Below are 20,826 nucleotides of genomic sequence, written 5' to 3'. Positions count from 1 at the left end.
GAATCATGGCAAGTTCTGTATCGCAGTGGGATATAGCGGATCATCTGGCTGACAATGAAGATACCCTCAAAGGCAAGTTTTTGACTTTTCAACTGGCTGAGGTCGGTTATGGCATTGAAATCCGGCACGTGACGGAGATCATCGGTATCCAGAAGATCACCGACGTCCCCGATATGCCCGACTTTATCCGTGGTGTCATCAATCTGCGGGGCAAAGTCATTCCGGTTATGGATGTGCGCCTGCGTTTCAACCTGCCCAGCCGTCCTTACGATGAGCGAACCTGCATCATCGTGGTCAATCTTGACGGCAAGAGCGTTGGCCTGGTGGTCGACGAGGTCAGCGAGGTTCTGGAAATTCCGGCCGAACAGATCGAACCCGCCCCCAGTAGCAACAGGGGCAAGAACCGCTACATCCAGGGCATGGGCAAGGTGGGCGAAGAAGTCAAAATTTTGCTCGATGTCAGCCGTCTGCTGTACGAGGACGAGCTCGAGCAGCTCGATACCGTCAGTCAGGCCTAAAAGACTTCACGACCGGAAGCCGACGCGGATCACGGATGATTATGCCGTTGAGAACCCTGGGCGTGCGCACCCTGCCCCCGGGACAGGCCCAGACAGGTTTTTGACAGGCTTTTGATGTGGGGGCGGTTGTTGAACCTTAACCATGAGGTATCGCTGCAATGAACATCCAGAGAAAAGTGACGCTGTTTCTGGTCCTGCTGCTGCTGGTCGCTTTCGGCATCAGCACCTTTGTGTCCACCCGCCAGGCAACGGTCCTGCTGAAACAGGCCGGAGAAGACTCCCGGCAACGGCTGGAGGTCGCCATATACGACCAGGCTCGGCGCGTAGCCGAAAGTCTGCATATCGGTACCCAGGGCTCGGTGGAGCAGGGCGAAATGGATCTCTTTGCCGACCTGCTCCATGAGCTGGGGGATATTCGCAATGTCGAAGAAGTCGGTCTGGCTGGTCCCGATGGGGATATCCATTATTCCAGCCTGACCAAGTCCGTCGGCGGACGCATGGACGAACAGGCATACAAGGCCGCGCTGTCGGACGATACCGCCCTGCGGGAATTCCAGCGCGACAATACCCTGCTGGTCATTCAGCCCCTGCGCATGGAGCCCAAATGTTTCGGCTGTCATGAAGGGGTCAAAGACGGGGACCTCGCCGGCATCCTCTATCTGGATTACAGTCTCAAGGATCTGCGCGATGCCGAGGCGCAGACGGCCGCTCTGATTGCCGGTGCTTCTGGCAAAAGCCTGTCCAGTGGGATCACCACGGGCCTTATCTGCCTGGTGTTGGCTTCCATCGGGGTCTATGCTCTGCTTGGCGCCCTGGTTCGACGTCCTCTCCTTTCTCTGGAAAAAATGATCGTTGAAATGGATAAAGGCCATCTCGACCACCGCCTCAACCTGTCGACCCAGGATGAGATCGGGCATATCGGCCGCACGATGGATGCCTTTGCGGATAGTTTGCAGGGTGAGGTTGTCGGCTCGCTGCAGCAGTTGGCCGCTGGGGACTTGACCTTTCAGGTAATCCCCAAAGATGAGGACGATGTTGTCCGCAGGGCTCTGCAGAAGGTTGGCACCGACCTCAACGCCATCCTCGGTCAGGTTCAGACCGCCGGTTCGCAAATCGCCGCCGGTTCGTCCCAGGTCTCCGATTCCAGTCAGTCGCTGTCCCAGGGGGCGACGGAGCAGGCCAGTTCCCTGGAACAGATCACCAGCTCCATGACCCAGATGGCCTCCCAGACCCGGCAGAACGCCGAGAACGCCACCCAGGCCAACACTCTGGCCACCGATGTGCGGGGGGCAGCCGAACGGGGCAATGAACAGATGCAGCAGATGGTCGGGGCGATGGTCGCCATCAACGAATCGGGCCAGAACATCAGCAAGATTATCAAGGTCATCGACGAGATTGCCTTCCAGACCAACCTGCTGGCTCTCAATGCGGCGGTGGAGGCGGCCAGGGCCGGTCAACACGGCAAGGGTTTTGCCGTAGTCGCCGAAGAGGTACGCAATCTCGCCGCGCGCAGTGCAAAGGCGGCCCGCGAGACGGCCGAGCTGATTGAAGGTTCGGTGAAGAAGGCGGAGAATGGTTCAGATATCGCCGACAAGACCGCATCCGCCTTGGATGAAATCGTGGCGGGCATCACCAAGGTGACGGACTTGGTTGCCGAGATCGCGGCTTCCTCCAACGAACAGGCCCAGGGCATCGCCCAGGTCAATCAAGGGCTCGGGCAGATCGATCAGGTTACCCAGCAGAATACGGCCAATGCCGAAGAGAGCGCCGCCGCCGCTGAAGAACTTTCCAGTCAGGCGGAACATCTGCGCCAGATGCTGTCCAGTTTTCAGCTGGCTTCCCCTTCTGCCCGGCTTGCGGCTCCAGAACGTCGCGCGCCAGCAGGTGGCCAGGCGGCCCTCGGCTGGGACGGGGAGGAGTCTTCGCCAGGTGACCTCATGGCCTGGGGGCCGGCCTTCAGCGTGGGCATTGTTGAGATCGACCGCCAGCACAAAAAATTGCTGGCCCTGGTCAACAAGCTCTATCGGGCTCTCAAGGGCGGACAGGGGAATCAGGTTCTCGGGGAAGTCCTCGACGAGTTGATCGCATACACGCAGGGACATTTCTCCAGCGAAGAGAGGATGATGCAAAACCAAGGTTATCCCGACCTTGCTGCCCACAAAAAGCACCATGCGGACCTGGTCAAGCAGGTGGCGTCCTTGCGGGAGCAGTTCAGCCAAGGCAAGGCCACCCTTTCCAGCGACGTTTTCAACTTTCTCAAGTCCTGGCTGACCAACCACATTCAGAAGACCGACAAGGCCTATGGTCCGTTCCTGAACGATCGCGGGGTTTATTGAGTCTGACGGCTATGGGGATGGGTATGACATTGTGGGGAGTCCGGTGCGGGCTCCCCACAATACTTAGGGGCATGGCGACAATAAAAAAAGGGATCTGCAAAAGCAGATCCCTGATATTTTTTGGTTGCGGGGGAAGGATTTGAACCTTCGACCTTCGGGTTATGAGCCCGACGAGCTACCAGACTGCTCCACCCCGCGCCAGAATTCAAAACTATATACACTTTCCCTGGCGCTGTCAATTATTAAATTTAAAAATTTCTTCTCCCGTTTTGTCTGAAAACATGGAACTCCTTGTTTAAGTGCAGGCATTTCGCTAGAATGCTGGCTTGCCCCGCTTAAAGGGGCCTGAGAGGGCTTGGAATCCAGTCATGCATCATCTGAAAATCGACCTGCAAAAAGCGCTGCTGCAGCGGGACGAGGGGGCTCTGTTCATCGACTGCCGTACCCCGTCCGAATTCGCCGAGACGACCATTCCCGGGGCCGTGAATATCCCCCTTTTTGACGACGAGCAGCGCGCTCGAGTGGGACTTCTTTACAAGGAAGAGGGTCCAGGGCCGGCCAGAAGGCTGGCGGTGGATCTTGTTTCACCCCGTATTCCGGCCATGATTCGCCAGGTCGATGAGGTGCTGGATAACCGCCGGCGCCCGGTGGTGGTCTTCTGCTGGCGCGGCGGCATGCGCAGTCGGGCCTTGACGGCGTTTCTCGATCTCGCCGGTTTTTCGGCACGGCAGTTAACCGGTGGCCACAAAGCCTTCCGGGCCGAGGTGCGCGAGTTCCTGGAGAAAGGGGAGTGGGGACGGCTCCTTGTCCTGCGCGGTCTCACGGGGGTGGGGAAGACCCGCATCCTGCACCGCTTGCGTGGGGAAGGCTATCCGGTCCTTGATCTGGAGGGTCTGGCCAATCATCGGGGCAGCGCCTTTGGTGCTTTGGGGCTGGGGGAGCAACCGAGTCAGAAGACCTTCGAGGCGAGGCTCTGGGACGCCCTGCGCAAGATACCTCAAGACGGCTACGCCCTGGCTGAAGGGGAAAGCAAAAACATCGGCAAGGTCGTTCTGCCCCCCCGGGTATACGAGGCTCTGCAGCAGGAAACGTCCTTGTGGCTGAAAGCCTCTCTCGATTACCGTACCCAGCTGATTCTGCAGGAATATCCTGTCGACAGCATTCCTCGGGAAGATTTTGTCGCCCCCATTGTTGCCCTCAAACGACGTCTTGGTGCCGAGACGGTAGACCGCCTGCTGGCGCTGCTTCACGCCGGAAAGTGGGGGGAGCTGGTGACCGATCTGATGAGCCTTTATTACGATCCCCTGTATTTTCACACCCATCCCGACCGGCGCATCGAGATTCACCTGGAACCGGAAGAAGAAGGGATAATCCGACTGAAAGAGTCGATCCGCCGTCTGCTGGCCGAGCCCTCGGTTCACGGTCTCAGGAAGGCCTAGCTATGCCCGAAAGCCGCACGCAAAGAAAAACGCCCCTGGTGCTGATCGTCGATGACGAAAGGCTGATGAGGACCATGTTGCGGGACACCCTTGAGGCGGCCGGCTTTGGGGTTGTCGAGGCCAGCAATGGTCGTGAAGCCATGGAGAGGGCTCGCCAGATTCATCCTGATCTCATCGTGCTCGATGTGATCATGCCCGATATGGACGGGTTCGAAGTTTGTTCCCAGCTGCGAAAAATTAACGAAATTCGACACCTTCCCATTCTCATGGTGACCGCCTCGGAAGAGCGTGAAGTGGCCGAGAGGGCCTATGCGGCCGGGGCGACGGACTTTATTCCCAAACCCATCAATGCCGCTCATCTGCGCCACCATGTGCGCTATATGCTGCGAGCCAGCCTGAATGTGGAGGAGTTGCGTCAGAAAGAGCAGCGCCTGGCCCATGCGCAACGTCTGGCCCGTCTCGGGAATTGGGAGTGGGAGCGGGGGGAAGACAGGCTGCGCCTCTCCGAAGAGGCTCGGCGCATTCTGGCCGTTGCCGACGACGCCGTCTCCTTGACCTTGGCCGCCTACCTGGAACATATTCATCCCCGGGAGCGCGAGGCCATCCGCCGCGGCCTCGACCAGCTCTGGCAGAACGGCCCTCCCTTGGATCTCGATTTTCGCCTTCTGCGCCCCGACGGCACGGAAAGATTCGTGCATGGGCAGGCGGACAGGATCGTTGATGCCGGCGGGGACGCGGTCCGTCTGGTCGGCACCATTCAGGATATCTCCGAACGTAAACGGATCGAGGAAAAGCTCACCCTCGCCGGCAAGGTCTTCCACAGCAGCGGCGATATGATCCTCATTACCGATATGCAGGGTTGGGTGGTCGATGTGAACGATACCTTCTGTCGATTGACGGGATTCCGTCGCGAAAAGATCGTTGGCTGGCCCTTGGGCGACCTCCTGTCCGGTCAGCATGATTCAGAGTTCTACCGGCATATCTGGCAGACCGTGACGGACAAGGGCTTTTGGCAGGGAGAGGTCTGGAGTCGGCGCCAGGACGGCGAATCTTTCCCGGCGCTGGTTTCCGTCAACGCGGCGCGAAGCGATGGGGAAGAAAATGGCCATTACGTCTTTTCCGCCACCGACCTCTCCCGCCTGAGGGAGACAGAACGACAGCTGCATTATCTTTCCCACTTCGATCCTCTTACCGATCTTCCCAACAGGCTTCTGTTTCTCGACCGACTGCAGCAGAGTCTCGTCGGCGAAAATAGCCATCAGGGGCAAGTTGCTGTCCTTTTTATCGATCTGGATGATTTCAAGGAAATCAACGACACCCTGGGCAGCCAGACCGGAGATCGCGTGCTGCAGGAGGTGGCCCGCAAAATTAAAGAGTGTATCCGGGCCAGTGACACGGTGGCCCGTCCCGGCAGCGATGAATTCGCCGTCATCCTGAGGGAAGTGGTACCCGGAGGAGATGCGGCCTCTGTGGCGCAGAAGCTGGTAGATTCCCTGTCAACTCCCTTTGCATTTGTCGGCCGGGAATTTTATGTCACCTTGAGTATTGGCATTGCCCTGAGCGACATTGATGGGACGGATCCCGAGGAGCTGATCCAGAAAGCTGAAACGGCCATGGTTTGCGCCAAGGAGCAGGGCAAGAACCGCTACATCTTTTTTTCCGAGGCGATGAACCAGCAGGTGCAGGAGCGTCTGGCCATGAAGACGAGTCTGCGTCGCAGTCTGGAGCGTGACCAGTTCCTTCTGCACTACCAGCCCAAGTTCAATAGTGTTACCCGGGAGTTCACCGGCCTCGAAGCGCTGGCCCGCTGGCAGCATCCCGATCGCGGCCTGATCGCTCCGGCCCACTTCATCACCCTGGCCGAGGAAACCGGTCTCATCGTTCCCCTGGGCGAGATGACCCTGCGAAAAGCCTGTCGGCAAAATCGCCAATGGCAGGAGCGGGGTTATCATCCCTTCCCGGTGGCGGTCAATTTGTCGGCCCAACAATTCGGCGAGCAAGACCTGGTCGACACGGTATGCAGGGCTCTGAGAGATACAGGCCTGTCCCCCCAATGCCTGGAGCTCGAGATCACCGAAAGCGTCATTCTGCAGGACACCGAGCGGGCTATCGATATCCTCAGGAAGCTCAAGAATATGGGGATCCGCATAGCCCTGGATGATTTCGGCACGGGTTTTTCTTCTCTCGACTACCTGCGGCGCTTCCCTCTGGATGTGCTGAAGATCGATCATACTTTTGTGCGGGGTGTGGTCAGCAGTGAGCAGGATGCCGCCATTGTCCGGGCGATCATCGCCATGGCTCACAGCATGCGTCTGAAGGTGGTGGCCGAGGGGGTGGAGACAGAAGAACAGCGCGTCTTTCTGCGGGAGCAGGGGTGTGACGAAGTTCAAGGTTACCTGGTGGCCCTGCCCGTCCCCCCCGAGGAGGTGGAGAGGTTTTTCCCTCTTGCCGGGGGCAGGCGCGACTGCTAAGCTTTTCGGAACAATCGGACGAAAGAGGTGCGCTGTGCCTAAAACCATTCCCCGCCACGAGGCGAACAGACTCTGCCAGAAATGCCTGCGCAGCTGTCGACAGTCGCAGGATATCCTTCTTTTGCAGTGCCCCCGATTCCAGTCGATGCCCTTCAAAATATCCGAGACTCACTTCAAGCAGTTGGACCTTTTCAGCGATTAGGTTGGAAAAGAACCCTCTTTTTCTTTCGCCCCAGGAAACAAAATGATTTTCAGGGGTAGACACCCGGGACGATCTGCGTTTCACTTTAAACTTAGCAGCACCTGTGCGGCATCACCTCTTGCTTCCATAGGGATTCACATGCCTCTTACCGCCCGCATCTTCAGGACGCTCCTCTTTTTTGTTTTTTTTCTGGCTGCCGGCACCTTTCTGCCCACCCAGGGTCGCGCCGAGTACTCCGCGGCCAAAGACGTCCTCGTTCTTCATTCCTATGATCACGGGTTTCCCTGGACGGTGGCCATCGACAAGGCTGTCGCCCGGGTGTTCGCCTCGCAACCACTAAAGGTGCGGATTTATTCCGAGTACATGGACACCAAGCGTCACCCGGGGGCCTTCTACATCACGGAGACCGTCGACCGGGCTCTGGTCAGCAAACTTTCCGATAGGCATTTCGACCTGGTCATGGTGTCGGATAACGATGCACTGAACTTCGTTCTGCGTCACCGGGATGATCTCTTCCAGGAACTGCCGGTGGTTTTCTGCGGTGTCAACAACTATCGTCCCGAGATGCTCGCCGGACATCGGGGGGTAACCGGCGTGGCGGAAACGCCTTCATACGCGGAGACTCTCGATATCCTTCTGCGTCTGCGCCCCCAATCTCGCACACTGGTAGTTTTGGGCAACAGAGTTGATGAAACAGGTCGGAACATTCAGGCCGAATTGCGGCGTTTGGGCGACAGTTTCAAAGACCGTCTCCAGTTCAGGTTCTGGGACGATCTCTCCCTGGACGAGGTGATATCCCGGCTCAAGACCCTGCCACCGGATCATCTTGTGCTTATGGTCGGCTTCGTGACCGATTCCCACGGGCAGGTGCTGACACCGAAGGAAGTGACGCCGATTCTCAGCGACGCCAGTACGGTTCCCCTTTGGGGTCCCTGGGATCTGAATTTCGGCGAGGGGGTCATCGGCGGGGTGCTGGTGAGCGGTAGTTCGCAGGGCGAGATGGCGGCTGACATCGCCGTTCGTATTCTGCAGGGAGAATCGCCCGAGGCGATCCCCGTGGTGACTGCAGGGGCCAATCGTCGCATGTTCGATTACCGGCAACTCAGCCGTTTCGGTCTCAAGGCCTCTGACCTGCCCCGGAACAGCCTGGTTCTTTATCGCCCCGAGCCCGTCTATACGGTAAACAAAACCTTCTTCTGGCTCGTTTCGGGGGCGCTGCTGCTTTTTATCCTGCTGTCGGTAGCTCTTCAGGCCAACAGGCGACAGCTTCGCCGCGTGGGAGCGAACCTGCGGGAGGAACAGCGAAAGCTGGCCACCCTGATGGGCAACCTGCCGGGCATGGTTTACCGCAGCAAGAACGACCCGCCCTGGAGTCTGGAATTTGTCAGCGCCGGCAGTCAGGAACTCACCGGTTATACCCCTGACGATCTGATCGACAATCGCACTGTCGCCTTTGCCGACTTGATAAATCCCGAGGACCTGGAACGGGTGTGGGAGCATATTCAGGCGAGCGTCGAGCAGAAAAGTCTATTTCAGGTCGAATACCGTCTGGTCGACATCTGGGGGCGAGAGCGCTGGGTCGTGGACCAGGGCTGCGGTGTCTTCGCCCAGGACGGGCGCCTGCTGGCCATCGAGGGTATTCTCCTGGACGCGACGGAGCGCAAAGAGGCTGAGGAGGCCCGCCAGAAAAGCGAAACCCGCTTCACCGAGCTGTTCAGCCACATGAACAGTGGCGTGGCCATCTATGAACCCCGGGACAATGGCGAAGATTTCATTCTGGTTGACTGCAATCAGGCCGCCAGGAACATGGGAGGGGTCGCCCATGTGGAGTTGATTGGCAAAAGTTTGAGTGAGTCCTTTCCCGAAATGCGTGATCTGGAAATTTTCAAGGCGCTCAAACGGGTTTGGAAAAGCGGGAATCCGGAGATGTTTTCCTCTTTGTCACCGGGGGAGCATGACAAGGTTCGCTGGCAGGAAAACCGGCTCTATCGTTTGCCCTCCGGTGAAGTGGTCGCCCTGTACGAAGATATTACCGCACGGCAGGAGGCAGAAGCCAAGCTCGAGTTGGCTCTGGAAAATGCCCAGGAATCCCGCGACCGCATCGATGCCATTTTGCGTTCGGTGGTCGATGGCCTGTTGGTTACCGACCAAGGTGGAAATCTCGTCATGGCCAATCCGGTGGCCGAGCAGATCCTCTCCCTGCAATGCCCCTCGGGATCTCTTCTTCCCTTGGCTCAAGTCGCCTTGCCAGCCTTATTGCGCGACTACCTGCAGCGGGCGATTGCGGGCGAGGAAACGGGAGATCCCTTTATCTTCGAGTTGCCTGGAGAAAGCAGGGAAGGGGCCCGTATCATGGAAGCGAGGACGGCGCCGGTGCGGCGGCATGATCGAATCGGCGGAGAGTGGATCACCTTGCTCCACGATGTGACGCGGGAGCGGGAGATCGACCGCATGAAGAGCGAGTTTATTGCGACGGCGGCCCATGAGCTGAGCACGCCCCTGGCGGTGATCATGGGGTATGCCGAGCTTCTGCAGGCCCATCAGGATGGAGTAGGAGACGAACAGTCCCGGGACTACGCCCATACGATTTATGACAAGGTGCAACATCTGGAGAAGATCGTCGATGACTTGCTCAACCTGAGCCGCATTGAGTCGGGCCGGGTCATCGTTCTCCACCGGGCTCCCTGTGATATGGGTGACTGCCTGCTGAAGGTCCTGGGCCCTTACCGGAGTGAACAGGGCAAGCATCGCTTCGAGATTTCGGTGCCGCAGGATGTGACCGAAGTTCTCGTGGACAAGGACAAGATGGCCCAGGTACTGGACAACCTCGTCAGCAATGCGGTGAAATACTCCCCTCAGGGCGGAACTATCCGGGTGCAGGGGGAAAAGCAGAAAGATTGCCTGCTGGTGACGGTGGAGGACGATGGCATCGGCATGACGCCGGCTCAGGTCGAGCGGGTTTTTGAGAAATTCTATCGAGCCGACGCCTCCGACACGGCCATCGGCGGCCTGGGCCTGGGCATGAGCATCGCCAGAACCATTGTGGAGATGCACGGGGGCAAAATCTGGGTGGAGAGCGAGGTGGGCAAGGGGACGAAGGTGAGCTTTACCATACCCCTGGAGCCTGAGAGGTGACGCAGTCCGTCCTGACGGCCTGAACAAAAAAGCCTGCCCCGTGCTGAAGCCGGAGCAGGCTTTTCTATCGTTTTGCCCGCGGTGGAACTATTCGCGCACGAAGGTATCGATGTCCGTCTCATGCACCATGCCCATGAGGCGGGCGTATTCCGATTCAATAACCTGGTAGTGATGATTGGTGGATTTGGCGTTGTCTTCGTATACCTGGCGCACCTGGGGATCATCGACCTTGGCGGCCATCTCCCGTAGCGCCTTTTCAAGCTGCTGTTCCTTTTTCATGGCCAGTTCCATGGCCTGACGCTCGTTGAAGTCGGCGTTGAGCATTTTGCGCAGATCGGCCATCCAATCAGACTCTTCTTTGGGCGGCGTGGCGATAAAGTCATCAAATGAGTTGATCTCACTGCCCTTGTAGATGGCAAAGAACTGGCCCGCATGCTCTTTTTCGTCGCGGGCCAGTACCTCGAAAACCCGTTTGGCATCGGCGTCTTTCATGTGAGTAGCCGCCAGACGATAAAAATCCATGGCGTTTTTTTCCGTCTGAATGGAACGTTTGATCGCTTCCTGTAAATCCATGTGTCTCTCCTTTGAAAGTAAATTGTGATATTGACCCAATGGCAATACCGGTGAAGTCTTGTCCTGGATAGAGCAAAAAACCCTTAAGCTCCCGCCGCGCCAGGGGGTGTAAAGACGCGTTGTCCCAGTTCCTGGTCGACCATGAGCAGCCCGCGTCCGTCATCTTTGACGCGGGAAAGCTTGCGAATGATCAGGGAAAAGCTGGCCTCTTCCTCGACCTGTTCGGTAACGAACCATTGCAGAAAGACCTGGGCGGCGTGACTGTTTTCAGCACGCGCCAGATCAAGCAGCTTGCCGATGGATTCGGTCACGAACTGTTCATGCTTGAGTCCGAACTCAAAGGCGCCCAGCGGCGAGGCAAAATCATTCTGGGGCTCATCCACGGGCAAAAGGTGGGTGCGTCCCCCGGCATCGCAGATAAAATTGAAGAACATTTCGCCATGCGTCATCTCTTCCAGAGCCTGAACGCGCATCCAGCTGGCAATGCCCGGCAGATCTTCCGATTGAAAATAACCAGCCATGGCCATGTACAGATAGGCGGAAAAGAACTCGTTTTTCATCTGTTCGTTCAAGGCATCCTGCATTTTGGGGCTGAGCATGGTGGTCTCCTTCATCGTTTGAAAGGTTCTTTTCGCAAGAATCGGCAAGAATTATAACCATGTCAGTTGGCTTTGTCCAGCGCGCCATCTGCGGCGCCGTTGCAAATCCAAGGGAACTGGGCTATCCTGACGATCCTTCAGTTTAACAGAAATCAACACTTTTTCACGGGGGTCCCTTGCTCATTAAAACCGCAGAATTTGTCAAAAGCGCCACCCGTCCCGACAACTATCCCGAGAGCGATCTCCCCGAGGTCGCCTTTGCCGGTCGCAGTAATGTGGGTAAAAGCACCCTGATCAACGTGTTGGTCAACCGCAAGGCCCTGGTCAGAACGTCGTCGACGCCGGGCCGGACGCAGCTCCTGAATTTTTTCGACATCAACGGCACCTTTTCCCTGGTTGATTTACCCGGCTACGGTTTTGCGAAGGTACCTTTGGCGGTCAAGAAGGACTGGGGCCCCATGGTGAGGACCTTTCTGGAGAGGCGCCACAACCTGCGGGCGGTGGTCATTCTTTTCGATATCCGCCGGGTTCCCCGGGAGGAGGATCTCCAGCTGCTGGACTGGCTGGAAGAATACCAGATTCCGACCATTCCCGTTCTCACCAAGGTAGACAAGGTCTCTCGGGGGCAGCGCGAGAAGCAGATCAAACCGATTATGGCGGCTACGGGACTGCCGCGGGACGCCTTCAGCCTCTTTTCCGCCCTTAACCGCGAAGGCAAGGACGAAGTGTGGGAAAGGATCGAGGACGCGCTGGCCCAGGATCGCCAGGAAGTCGGAATCATCGAAGAGGACGCCTGATTTTCGGCCCGTCTACCTGGCCAGCCCGCCGCGCGCTTCAAGGGGTTTGGCGCCCCTCCTGCAAAGAAGAGATGGAGCTGCGGACCCGCCTGGTCCGCTTGTTGTCACCCCTGGGGAGAACAGATCATGTCACCGTCAATTTTTCGTCCGCGCAACTTCATTACCCTGCTCGTCACCTTCAGCGGTCTGATCATGACCGTCTCCGGTTTCGTGCTCTATGTCGTCCCCGAGGGCCGGGTAGCCTACTGGACCGACTGGAGGCTGCTGGGGCTGAGCAAACAGGCCTGGGGCAGCATTCATACAAATCTCAGTTTCCTCTTTTTTCTCGTCCTCGCCTTCCACCTCTATTACAACTGGCGGGTGCTGATGGCCTATCTCAAGGACCGTCTGCGGCAACAATTCACTCTGCGCCGCGAATTGGTCGCCGCCCTGGCTCTCGGTCTGGTCGTCGTCGGCGGTAGCGCGGCCCAGTGGCCGCCCTTTTTGCAGGTTATGGAGCTGGGCGCCGCGGCCAAAAAAGCCTGGTATGCCGGCGAAGATGTGCAGCCTCCCTTCCCCCACGCCGAACTCATGCCGCTGGCCGAGTTGGCCCGGCGCATCGACCTCAATCTGCCCGGTGTACTGGATGTGCTCGCAGAAGAGGGCTATGCGGCGGAGTCGAGCGAAGTCACCCTCAAGGATCTCGCCCAACGCCATGGCGCATCACCCATGCAGCTGTTCGAAATGATCATGGCGGATGATCGTGTCTATCGCTGAAAGCCCAAGGGCCACATTTAAGGGAAACGGCAGGGGGCGCGGCGGCGTGTGAGGACCTTGATGAAGTTTTTCATGGTATAGTCTCCTGGTCATGAGCTGACGTCCGCCGATACCTTTGAGTCGTGCAGGGCGTTCGCACCCGAACCGCGATCGCACAGGATGTGCGCCTCTATTTCGTTGACAGGTTTTCCGGCGGTTTGCTACAACCAAGGCAGCGTGCCGCATGGAGCTGGAGTAAATATGAATCCTACCCGCGTTTACCTTATTCGACATGGCCAGGTTCAGGGGCATGAGCAGAAACGATACAATGGTCAGACTGACGTGGCCCTGACTGAAAAAGGGCGAGCCCAGTTCGGCATGCTTCAGATGCGTCTGCAGGAGCGTGCCATCAGGGCCGTCTATACCAGCGACCTGGGGCGCTGTGTAGAGGGAGCCAGGATTCTCGCCCACGCCCATGGCCTGGAACCGCTCATCAAACCGGCTCTGCGAGAACTTCATGTCGGCGAGTGGGAAGGCCGCACTTGGCAGGAATTGCAGGCGAGCTATCCGAAACAATGGCAGGATCGCCTTGACGATCTGATGCATTATCGGGTTCCCGGCGGTGAAAACCTGCTTGATCTGGCGCAACGCGTGCGGCCGGCTCTGGAGGATATCCTCCGTGCCCACCCTGGGGAAGAGGTCGTCATTGTGGGGCACGGCGGTGTGAACCGCCTCATTCTGCTGGATGCCATCGGCGCACCCCTTCAAAAGATGTTTCACCTGGCCCAGGATTACGGCTGCCTGAATATTATCGATTATCATACCGACGGCCTCAGGGTGGTTTCCCTGCTGAACGGCTGATGGTTTTTTGCGGTTGCTGCCTTCACGGGGGCGGTGTTTTGGGGTCTGTCGCCCTAGTGCAGTAACCGGAGAGGGTTTATATGAAAAAAGTGTATGTGATAGGAGCGGGTGTCGAAGGGCAGGAAGGATTCAGCGGCCGGGCCCTCGACCTCATCAACCAGGCCACGCGTCTCTTTGGCAGCGAGCATCTGCTGGCCCTTTTTCCGAAATTCTCCGGCGAAAAGGTGGTGGTCGACAGTAACGCCAGCGGGCTGCTTGAGCGTCTGAACGTTGAAAAGGGGATTTCCGTGATCCTTGCCACCGGCGATCCGCTCTTTTTCAGCATCGGGCGCTACCTGCTGCGCAATCTGCCCGGGGAATGCCTCGAATTTGTACCGAATGTCAGTTCGGTGCAGTATGCCTTCGCCAAGATCAAGGAGCCCTGGGACGATGCCGTTTTCATCTCCGCCGAAGGCCGGGGCATCAAGGGGTCTGTTGATCGCGTCGTCGCCAACAATAAGGCGGCCGTACTGACCGACAAGGTCAATACGCCGGCGGCTATTGCCGAAGAAATGATCCGGCGGGGTCGGGATGGCTACGCGGCCTATCTCTGCGAGAACCTCGGGACGGCCGAAGAGCGCATCGTTGTCACCGATGTGCGCGGGTTGCTGGAAAACAAGGCGGCCCCCCTCAATGTCCTTATCCTCATCAAGGAATATGAAGGCGGCGGTGACGATTACATCCCCTCTCTCGGGATTCCCGATGAGGAATTTTCGACCACCAAACATCTGATCACCAAGGAAGAAATCCGGGTGGTGACCCTGGCCAAGCTCAATCTGCGCCACGACATGATTCTGTGGGACGTCGGGGCGGGTTCCGGTTCGGTCAGTATCGAAGCGGACTCCCTGCTCCCCAATGGACGCATCTTTGCCATCGAACGCAATGCCGAGTATGTCGGTTTTATCAAGGAGAACCTGAATCGCTTCAATGCCCGCCATGTGACGCTGGTTGAAGGTGAGGCGCCCACGGTGTTCGACGATCTGCCTGATCCCGACCGTGTTTTCATCGGGGGCTCAGGGGGAAACCTCTGGGATATCCTTGAAGCGGTCGATGGGCGGCTCCCCGCCGAAGGACGTATCGTACTTAATGCCACCACCCTCGATACGCTGACCGCCGCCAACGAATTTTTCGACAACGCCGGTTACCAGGTCGAGGTAACGACCATCAATATCGCCCGCACCCGGCCCTTGACCGATTACAAGATGTTCGAGGCTTACAATCCCGTGTTTATCGTGGTGGCCGTCAAAGATTAGGAATTCCCTGTCCCTTGTCGCCGCGAGGCGCGTAGTCCGGTTTTTCTCTGGAGAATAACCCCTTGTATCTCCGGGGATGGCCGGGTAGAATTACGGAAACTTAATGGCCCGGCTGGCAAGAAGCCGGATAGGCTTTTCGACCTGTTTGTTCAGGAGGGAAAATATATGGAGAATCAGGACCGTCGGGAATCTGCGCGTAAGGATTCGCTTAATTTTCTGGATTACGTCGTTTTGGATCAGAATGGGCAGGTGGTGGATCAGGGGATGGGTCGCACCCGCAATGTCTGTGAAAAAGGGTTGATGCTGCAGACGCATGTGCCGCTGGAAGAGTACCACACCGTCCTGCTGACGCTGGGACTGGAGGATGAAGTGGTGGAGCTCAAGGGCTCGGTGGTGCACGAGGAATTCTGTCCTGATGAGGGTATCTGCTCGGGGATCGAGTTTACTGAAATCGATGAGCGGGGTCGACGGGTGCTGCAGAAGTACCTGAAGGCCTTCAGGGCGGCTGAAGGAAAATAGCTTTTCCGGCGTTTTTTAGAGGAAACACCCACCGGTCGCCAGCAGACTGGTGGGTGTTTCTTTGTCGAGTGATCTGCGCGCAAAAAAAAGACGCGTCGATCAGGAGGGCAATTCGACGCGCCAAAGGAGCTGCTGTGATGAAGAAGTTTTGTTATCTACCGTCTGCTCTGCCACAAGCATCCGTTGATGATTCAACTATACCCGGTGGCTGCCTTCGCTGCCACGTGGGGATTCGTAAAATTGCCCGAAACAAAACACGTCGCCCACCTGTGCATCTGAACAGTGCGGGCGCCTTGCCTCAGAATCGAACTCGACGAAAGCGAAGAACCTCATGGCGATAAAATGGTATCCCGGGCACATGAACAAGGCCCGGCGGTTGATCAGCGAGACCATGCGCACTATCGATGTCGTCATCGAAGTGCTTGATGCCCGTTTGCCCGCCTCCAGCGCCAATCCGTTGCTGGCCGAACTGCGTGGCAGCAAACCTTGCATCAAGCTGCTCAACAAGGCCGATCTGGCCGATCCCGAGGTGACCCGCCAGTGGGGTCTTTTTTTCGAGCGTCAGCATGGCGTCAAGGCCATCGCCCTTGAAGCGAAAAACCGATCGTCGGTACCGCGCCTGCTTAAACTCATCCGCAGTCTGGTACCCCATCGTGGTGTCCCCGGCAAGCCCCTGCGGGTCATGGTGGTGGGGATCCCCAATGTGGGCAAGTCCACTCTTATCAATACCCTGGCCGGCCGTGCCATCGCCAAGGTGGGGGACAAGCCGGCTATCACCAAGAGCCAGCAGCAGATCGACCTGAAAAACGGTATTGTCCTTTCGGATACGCCGGGCATCCTCTGGCCCAACCTGGCCGACCAGGATGGCGCCTACCGCCTGGCCGCCAGCGGCGCCATCGGCGACACGGTCATGGAATATCCCGAGGTAGCCCTGTTCGCCCTGGATTATCTGACTCGACGTTACCCGGAGGGGTTGAAGGCCCGTTACCGTTTGACGGAGCTGCCGGCAACGCCCTCCGACCTGCTGCATGAGATCGGTCGCCGGCGGGGTTGTCTGGTCGCCGGCGGTGAGGTTGACCGCCATCGTGCCGCCGAGATTCTGCTGTTCGAACTGCGCGGGGGGAAAATAGGTCGTGTCAGCCTGGAGACCCCGGACGAGCTGTCGGGCGACGTAGGTGAAACCGTCGAGAACAGCGAGCCGCCGGAAGACGCGTTTCAGAACTGAGTGCCGGAGTCTTTATCCCTCGGCCAACCCCACGCCCGTCAGGGGCACAAAAACCACGCCGAGGACGGAGCGGCTGCGGATTTGACCATCTTTCTCTCTGTCGACTACCAGCAGTTCCTGGTGTCCAAAAGCCGGCCCCACGGGGATGACCAGGTGCCCTCCCGGCTTCAACTGCTGCGGCAATGCCGGCGGAATATGGCGGGCGGCGGCCGTGACGATGATGCCGTCAAAGGGTGCCCGCTCCGGCAGGCCCCTAGTGCCGTCCCCACCGATGACCTCCACATTGGCGCATCCCTGCTCCGCCAGCAAACGGGCGCTGCGCTCGGCCAGGTCAGGGACGACCTCCAGGCTGTAGACCTGTTTCACCAACTGAGACAGAACCGCCGCCTGATAACCCGAACCCGTCCCGATCTCCAGGATGACGTCATCCGGCTCGGGCTCCAGCAGGTCGGTCATCAGCGCCACGATGAAGGGTTGGGAGATGGTCTGCCCCTGACCGATGGGGAGAGCGTTGTTGTCATAGGCGCGGGCTTTCATCTCCGCGGGTACGAAAGCGTCCCGGGGCACGCGGGCCATGGCTTCGAGAACGCGTGCAGGTGCCCTGAGGCGCCCCGTGGCATAGGCGGTCTGACCGTATTCCAGGTCGATGACCCGCAGCATCTCCTGTAGGCGATCCTGTTTCATCGTGGCCTCCTCGGGGCATCCCAAAAACCTTGCGCGTTCTAGTCCTTTTATTCATTCAAGCAGAAAATCGAAGGAAGGCGAGAGCTAGGACGAAAATATCAACGGGAGAATCGATCGATGGGAATCTGGTTCAGGGAATATGCTCTGGAAGAAATAAACGCCATGTCGGTGGGGAACCTGGGCGAGCACCTGGGTATCGAATTTACCGAGATCGGCGAAAGTTCCATTACAGGCCGGATGCCGGTAGAGTCTCGGGTGCACCAGCCTTTCGGCGTCCTCCACGGTGGCGCTTCCGTCGCTTTGGCCGAACATTTGGGCAGCATCGCCGGGAACCTTTGCGTCGATCAGGAACGGCAGGCCTGCGTGGGTCAGGAGATCAACGCCAACCATCTGCGCCCGGTGCGCACGGGCTTTGTCAGCGGCATCGCCACGCCCATCCATATCGGCGGACGTTCGCAGGTGTGGGAAATCCGTATCAGCAATGAACAGGGCCAGCTGGTCTGTATCTCGCGCCTGACCCTGGCCGTGGTGGCGCACCGTTCCAGCCAGAGGGCATCATCCCCATCCCCTTAATTCTCAAAATCTTTTCAGAACTTTCCCGCCAGCCAGAACAGGAACATGCCGAAGATGACGGTCCCGGCCAGGGAACGGGTGCGACAGGCGAAGAGAAGGGTGGGGATGGCCACCCAGAATTCGGGTTTGCCCAAGGACAGGGCACGCTCGGCGCTATCGGTCAGCAGTGCCGGTGCCACCAGGGCGCTGAGGATGGCCACGGGGATCAGGCGCAACCAGTCGACCAGCCCCTGAGGAAGTCGGCGCTGGGCCAGGGCAAAGAGGGGGAGCCAGCGGGGGATGTAGGTCACAGCTCCCATTCCGGCGACCAGTAGCAAATAGTCCACCAGACTCATGACACCCTCCGCGTGCGGTTTTTGCGTTTCTGCAGCAGAAAGCCGATGGTGGCCCCACCCACCGAAGCCAGCACCACGTAGGCGTTGCCGGGAACGAACAGGTAGAGGACGACGGAAAGGATCGCCGTGGCCAGGGCGGTCAGTACATAGAGACGCCCCTGCAGCTGAAAGACCAGCAGACAGAGGAACATCGCCACCAGGGCATAGTCGATGCCGAAGGCGCCGGCGGGGATGAAGGCCCCGGCCCAGGCCCCGCAGGTGGTGGCGCCGACCCAGGCCAGGTGGGAGCCTTCGTTAACCACCAGGGCGCGCTGCCGATCCCAGCCCCCCTGGCGGAAACGGGTCATGTTGACTGCGAAGGTCTCGTCGGTGATGCCGTAGGAAAAGAGGGACAAAAAACCGCGACGCGCCCCGCGCAGGGGCACCGACAGGGCGAAGCTCATGAGCAGATGGCGGAAGTTGACAACGAAGGTGGTCAGGATGATCGCCCCCGGCCCCGCTCCCGTTCCCAGCATGGCCACGGCGATGAACTGGGCACTGCCGGCATAGACCAGCAGCGACATCACGGCGACCATGCCGGCCGAGAGTCCGGCTTTCTGGCCCAGTACGCCCATGGCCAGGCCCAGGGGAAAGTAGCCGAGGGCGATGGGGGCGGCCGCGGCCAGTCCCTCGCGCAGCCAGCCCGGCGCAATATCCTGTCTCGCCTCATTCGCGGCGTTGTTCCTGTGTGTCACTGTCTTTCCTCGGATTTTTTCCCAAATAAAAAGGGCGCCAGCCGGCGCCCTTTTCTGATGTGATGGCTTAAGGCGCTTACAGAACTTGATTGAGAAAGAGTTTCGTGCGTTCTTCCCGGGGGTTCGAAAAGATTTCCGCCGGGGTACCTTCTTCCACGAGTTTTCCCGCGTCCATAAACAGCACCCGGTCCGCCACCTCGCGGGCAAAGCCCATTTCGTGCGTCACCACCACCATGGTCATCCCCTCGCGGGCCAGTTGTTTCATGACATCGAGTACTTCGCCGACCATCTCAGGGTCAAGGGCGCTGGTCGGCTCGTCAAAGAGCATGACCTTGGGGTTCATGGCCAGGGCGCGGGCTATGGCCACCCGCTGCTGCTGACCGCCGGAGAGGCGGGCCGGATACTCCGCTTCCTTCTCGGCGATGCCGACCTTTTTCAATAATGCACGCGCTGTCTCTTCTGCCTCGGCATTCTTACGCCCCCGTACTACCTGCTGAGCCAGGGTGATGTTCTGCAGCACGGTCTTGTGGGGAAAGAGGTTGAATTGCTGGAAGACCATGCCCACCTCACGGCGCACCTGATTGATGTCGGTGCGGCGGTCGGCCAGATCCATGCCGTCGATGACGATATGGCCGGAATCGAAAGTCTCCAGGCCGTTCAGACAGCGCAGAAAAGTCGATTTGCCTGACCCGGAAGGTCCGATGACGACCACAACCTCGCCTTTGGAAACGTGGGTCGAAACGTCGTCGACGGCGCGAACGACCTGGCCGCGGCCGTGGAAAATTTTTACAACCTGCCGTGCATCAATCACTGACCGAAAGCCTCCGTTCCATCCAGAAAACCACCTGCGACAGCAGGGACGTGACGATAAGGTAGAGAGCGGCCACGGTGAACCAGACTTCGAAGGTGGCAAAGGACGAGGTGATGACCTCGCGACCGCTCTTGGTGAGATCGGTGATGGCGATGACCGATACCAGCGAAGAATCCTTGATCAGGCTGATGAACTGCCCGGCCAGCGGCGGCAGGGTGCGTTTGAAGGCCTGCGGCAGGATGATGTGGCGCATTGCCTGTGGCACGGTCATGCCCAGGGAGCGCGCGGCTTCCATCTGCCCCCGCGGGATGGACTGAATGCCGGCCCGGATGATTTCGGCAATATAAGCGCCGGCGAAAATGCCGAGAGCGCCGACGCCGGCCACCATACGGTCGAGGTTAAGAACCGTGCCGATGAAGAAGTAGAAGATGAAGATCTGCACCAGAAGCGGCGTGCCGCGAATCAGTTCCACGTAGAGGGAAGCCAGGCTTTTGAGGACGTAGTTCTTGGACACACGGCACAGCCCCGTCACCAGTCCCAGTGCCAGGCCAAGAATGCCCGACAACAGCGAAAGCCACAGAGTGACCCATAACCCTTGGATCAGGGGGCCGATATGCCAGGCGGAGCTGAAGCCGAGAATGTCCCCTTCGAAGAGCTCTTCGCCGGGTGTCACCTTCACCGTGGCCGAGTCAACGGTGAATTCCTCCACCTCGCCATCGTCATAGCGCATCTGTACGAGGGCGCTTTCCCCCTGAACCCGTACACTTTCCACGCGACCGTCCTGACCGGCTTTGTGAATGTCGTCCCCTTTGTAAAGGAAATACTGGGGTACGCGTTCCCAGCGCCAGGTGTAATCCACCCGGGCCGTAGCTCCCCACATCCCTGCCGCCACCAGGATGAGGATGGCGGCAAGCAGAAGCTTTGAGTAAAAATGATCTTGGCCGCTATTCAAAACGTCAGGTCTTCCCTCAATGAAGCGGCCCCTGG

19 protein-coding genes and 1 tRNA gene are annotated in these 20,826 nt (G+C 58.6%); 12 read left to right on the top strand and 8 right to left on the bottom strand.

All coding sequences use genetic code 11. The features are described from left to right. Positions 1-5 precede the first annotated feature (5 nt). Entirely contained in the window at positions 6-518 is a 513-nt protein-coding gene (locus tag AOP6_RS12640) for a chemotaxis protein CheW (protein WP_155877108.1), read from the top strand. A 158-nt stretch (positions 519-676) separates the two neighbouring features. Then, positions 677-2,854 (top strand): bacteriohemerythrin, encoded by a 2,178-nt coding sequence (locus tag AOP6_RS12635; protein WP_155877107.1) that lies wholly within the window; start codon positions 677-679, stop codon positions 2,852-2,854. A gap of 121 nt (positions 2,855-2,975) precedes the next feature. Here the strand turns inward: AOP6_RS12635 and AOP6_RS12630 are convergent. Continuing rightward, positions 2,976-3,052: transfer RNA gene (locus tag AOP6_RS12630), tRNA-Met, on the bottom strand. Positions 3,053-3,222: 170 nt separating this feature from the next. Here AOP6_RS12630 and mnmH point away from each other — a divergent pair. From mnmH to AOP6_RS12615, 3 genes are all read left to right on the top strand, one after another. Beyond that, the gene (gene mnmH, locus AOP6_RS12625) at positions 3,223-4,293 is read left to right on the top strand and encodes a tRNA 2-selenouridine(34) synthase MnmH (protein WP_155877106.1); all 1,071 of its coding nucleotides are present in this window, start codon (positions 3,223-3,225) and stop codon (positions 4,291-4,293) included. Between the two features lie 2 nt (positions 4,294-4,295). Next, positions 4,296-6,764, top strand: coding sequence for an EAL domain-containing protein (locus tag AOP6_RS12620; protein ID WP_155877105.1), 2,469 nt, complete (start codon positions 4,296-4,298; stop codon positions 6,762-6,764). Positions 6,765-7,104: 340 nt separating this feature from the next. Further along, positions 7,105-10,101, top strand: coding sequence for an ATP-binding protein (locus AOP6_RS12615; RefSeq protein ID WP_213194593.1), 2,997 nt, complete (start codon positions 7,105-7,107; stop codon positions 10,099-10,101). Positions 10,102-10,188: 87 nt separating this feature from the next. On the opposite strand, the gene AOP6_RS12610 is transcribed toward AOP6_RS12615, so the two are convergent. Then, entirely contained in the window at positions 10,189-10,674 is a 486-nt protein-coding gene (locus tag AOP6_RS12610) for a ferritin family protein (protein ID WP_155877103.1), read from the bottom strand. Between the two features lie 83 nt (positions 10,675-10,757). Continuing rightward, positions 10,758-11,273 carry a ferritin gene (locus AOP6_RS12605; protein WP_155877102.1) on the bottom strand — a complete coding sequence of 172 codons (516 nt, stop codon included), beginning with the start codon at positions 11,271-11,273 and terminating at the stop codon, positions 10,758-10,760. A 176-nt stretch (positions 11,274-11,449) separates the two neighbouring features. Here AOP6_RS12605 and yihA point away from each other — a divergent pair, with 176 nt between their 5' ends. The 6 genes from yihA to ylqF all read left to right on the top strand — a co-directional run bounded on the left by yihA (position 11,450) and on the right by ylqF (position 16,702). Further along, positions 11,450-12,070 (top strand): ribosome biogenesis GTP-binding protein YihA/YsxC, encoded by a 621-nt coding sequence (gene yihA, locus AOP6_RS12600; RefSeq protein ID WP_155877101.1) that lies wholly within the window; start codon positions 11,450-11,452, stop codon positions 12,068-12,070. 126 nt (positions 12,071-12,196) lie between these two features. Continuing rightward, entirely contained in the window at positions 12,197-12,826 is a 630-nt protein-coding gene (locus tag AOP6_RS12595) for a DUF4405 domain-containing protein (protein WP_155877100.1), read from the top strand. 240 nt (positions 12,827-13,066) lie between these two features. Beyond that, a complete protein-coding gene (gene cobC, locus AOP6_RS12590) occupies positions 13,067-13,666 on the top strand; it encodes an alpha-ribazole phosphatase (protein ID WP_155877099.1) in 600 nt (199 codons plus the stop codon). Between the two features lie 80 nt (positions 13,667-13,746). Further along, entirely contained in the window at positions 13,747-14,958 is a 1,212-nt protein-coding gene (gene cbiE / locus AOP6_RS12585) for a precorrin-6y C5,15-methyltransferase (decarboxylating) subunit CbiE (protein ID WP_155877098.1), read from the top strand. A gap of 165 nt (positions 14,959-15,123) precedes the next feature. Next, the gene (locus tag AOP6_RS12580) at positions 15,124-15,477 is read left to right on the top strand and encodes a PilZ domain-containing protein (protein ID WP_155877097.1); all 354 of its coding nucleotides are present in this window, start codon (positions 15,124-15,126) and stop codon (positions 15,475-15,477) included. Positions 15,478-15,808: 331 nt separating this feature from the next. Continuing rightward, the gene (ylqF, locus tag AOP6_RS12575) at positions 15,809-16,702 is read left to right on the top strand and encodes a ribosome biogenesis GTPase YlqF (protein ID WP_155877096.1); all 894 of its coding nucleotides are present in this window, start codon (positions 15,809-15,811) and stop codon (positions 16,700-16,702) included. A gap of 12 nt (positions 16,703-16,714) precedes the next feature. Here the strand turns inward: ylqF and AOP6_RS12570 are convergent, their stop codons facing one another. Next, positions 16,715-17,386 carry a protein-L-isoaspartate(D-aspartate) O-methyltransferase gene (locus AOP6_RS12570; protein ID WP_155877095.1) on the bottom strand — a complete coding sequence of 224 codons (672 nt, stop codon included), beginning with the start codon at positions 17,384-17,386 and terminating at the stop codon, positions 16,715-16,717. A gap of 117 nt (positions 17,387-17,503) precedes the next feature. Here AOP6_RS12570 and AOP6_RS12565 point away from each other — a divergent pair, with 117 nt between their 5' ends. Further along, the gene (locus AOP6_RS12565; protein WP_213194592.1) at positions 17,504-17,959 is read left to right on the top strand and encodes a hotdog fold thioesterase; all 456 of its coding nucleotides are present in this window, start codon (positions 17,504-17,506) and stop codon (positions 17,957-17,959) included. 14 nt (positions 17,960-17,973) lie between these two features. Here AOP6_RS12565 and AOP6_RS12560 read toward each other — a convergent pair whose 3' ends face one another. From AOP6_RS12560 to AOP6_RS12545, 4 genes are all read right to left on the bottom strand, one after another. Next, positions 17,974-18,294 (bottom strand): AzlD domain-containing protein, encoded by a 321-nt coding sequence (locus tag AOP6_RS12560; RefSeq protein WP_155877094.1) that lies wholly within the window; start codon positions 18,292-18,294, stop codon positions 17,974-17,976. Continuing rightward, positions 18,291-19,028, bottom strand: a complete 738-nt coding sequence (locus AOP6_RS12555; RefSeq protein WP_225897293.1) for an AzlC family ABC transporter permease — start codon at positions 19,026-19,028, stop codon at positions 18,291-18,293. The genes AOP6_RS12560 and AOP6_RS12555 overlap by 4 nt, the downstream gene beginning before the upstream one ends. Positions 19,029-19,104: 76 nt before the next feature. Next, the gene (locus AOP6_RS12550) at positions 19,105-19,839 is read right to left on the bottom strand and encodes an amino acid ABC transporter ATP-binding protein (protein WP_155877093.1); all 735 of its coding nucleotides are present in this window, start codon (positions 19,837-19,839) and stop codon (positions 19,105-19,107) included. Continuing rightward, complete coding sequence (locus tag AOP6_RS12545) at positions 19,832-20,791, bottom strand: amino acid ABC transporter permease (RefSeq protein WP_225897292.1); 960 nt, start codon at positions 20,789-20,791, stop codon at positions 19,832-19,834. The genes AOP6_RS12550 and AOP6_RS12545 overlap by 8 nt, the downstream gene beginning before the upstream one ends. Positions 20,792-20,826: the final 35 nt, after the last annotated feature.

Origin of the sequence: Desulfuromonas sp. AOP6 (genome assembly GCF_009731355.2) — a bacterium.
Lineage (GTDB): Bacteria > Desulfobacterota > Desulfuromonadia > Desulfuromonadales > SZUA-540 > SZUA-540.
The sequence above is the reverse complement of the archived record's forward strand: the minus strand, read 5'-3'. Positions and strand labels throughout refer to the sequence as shown.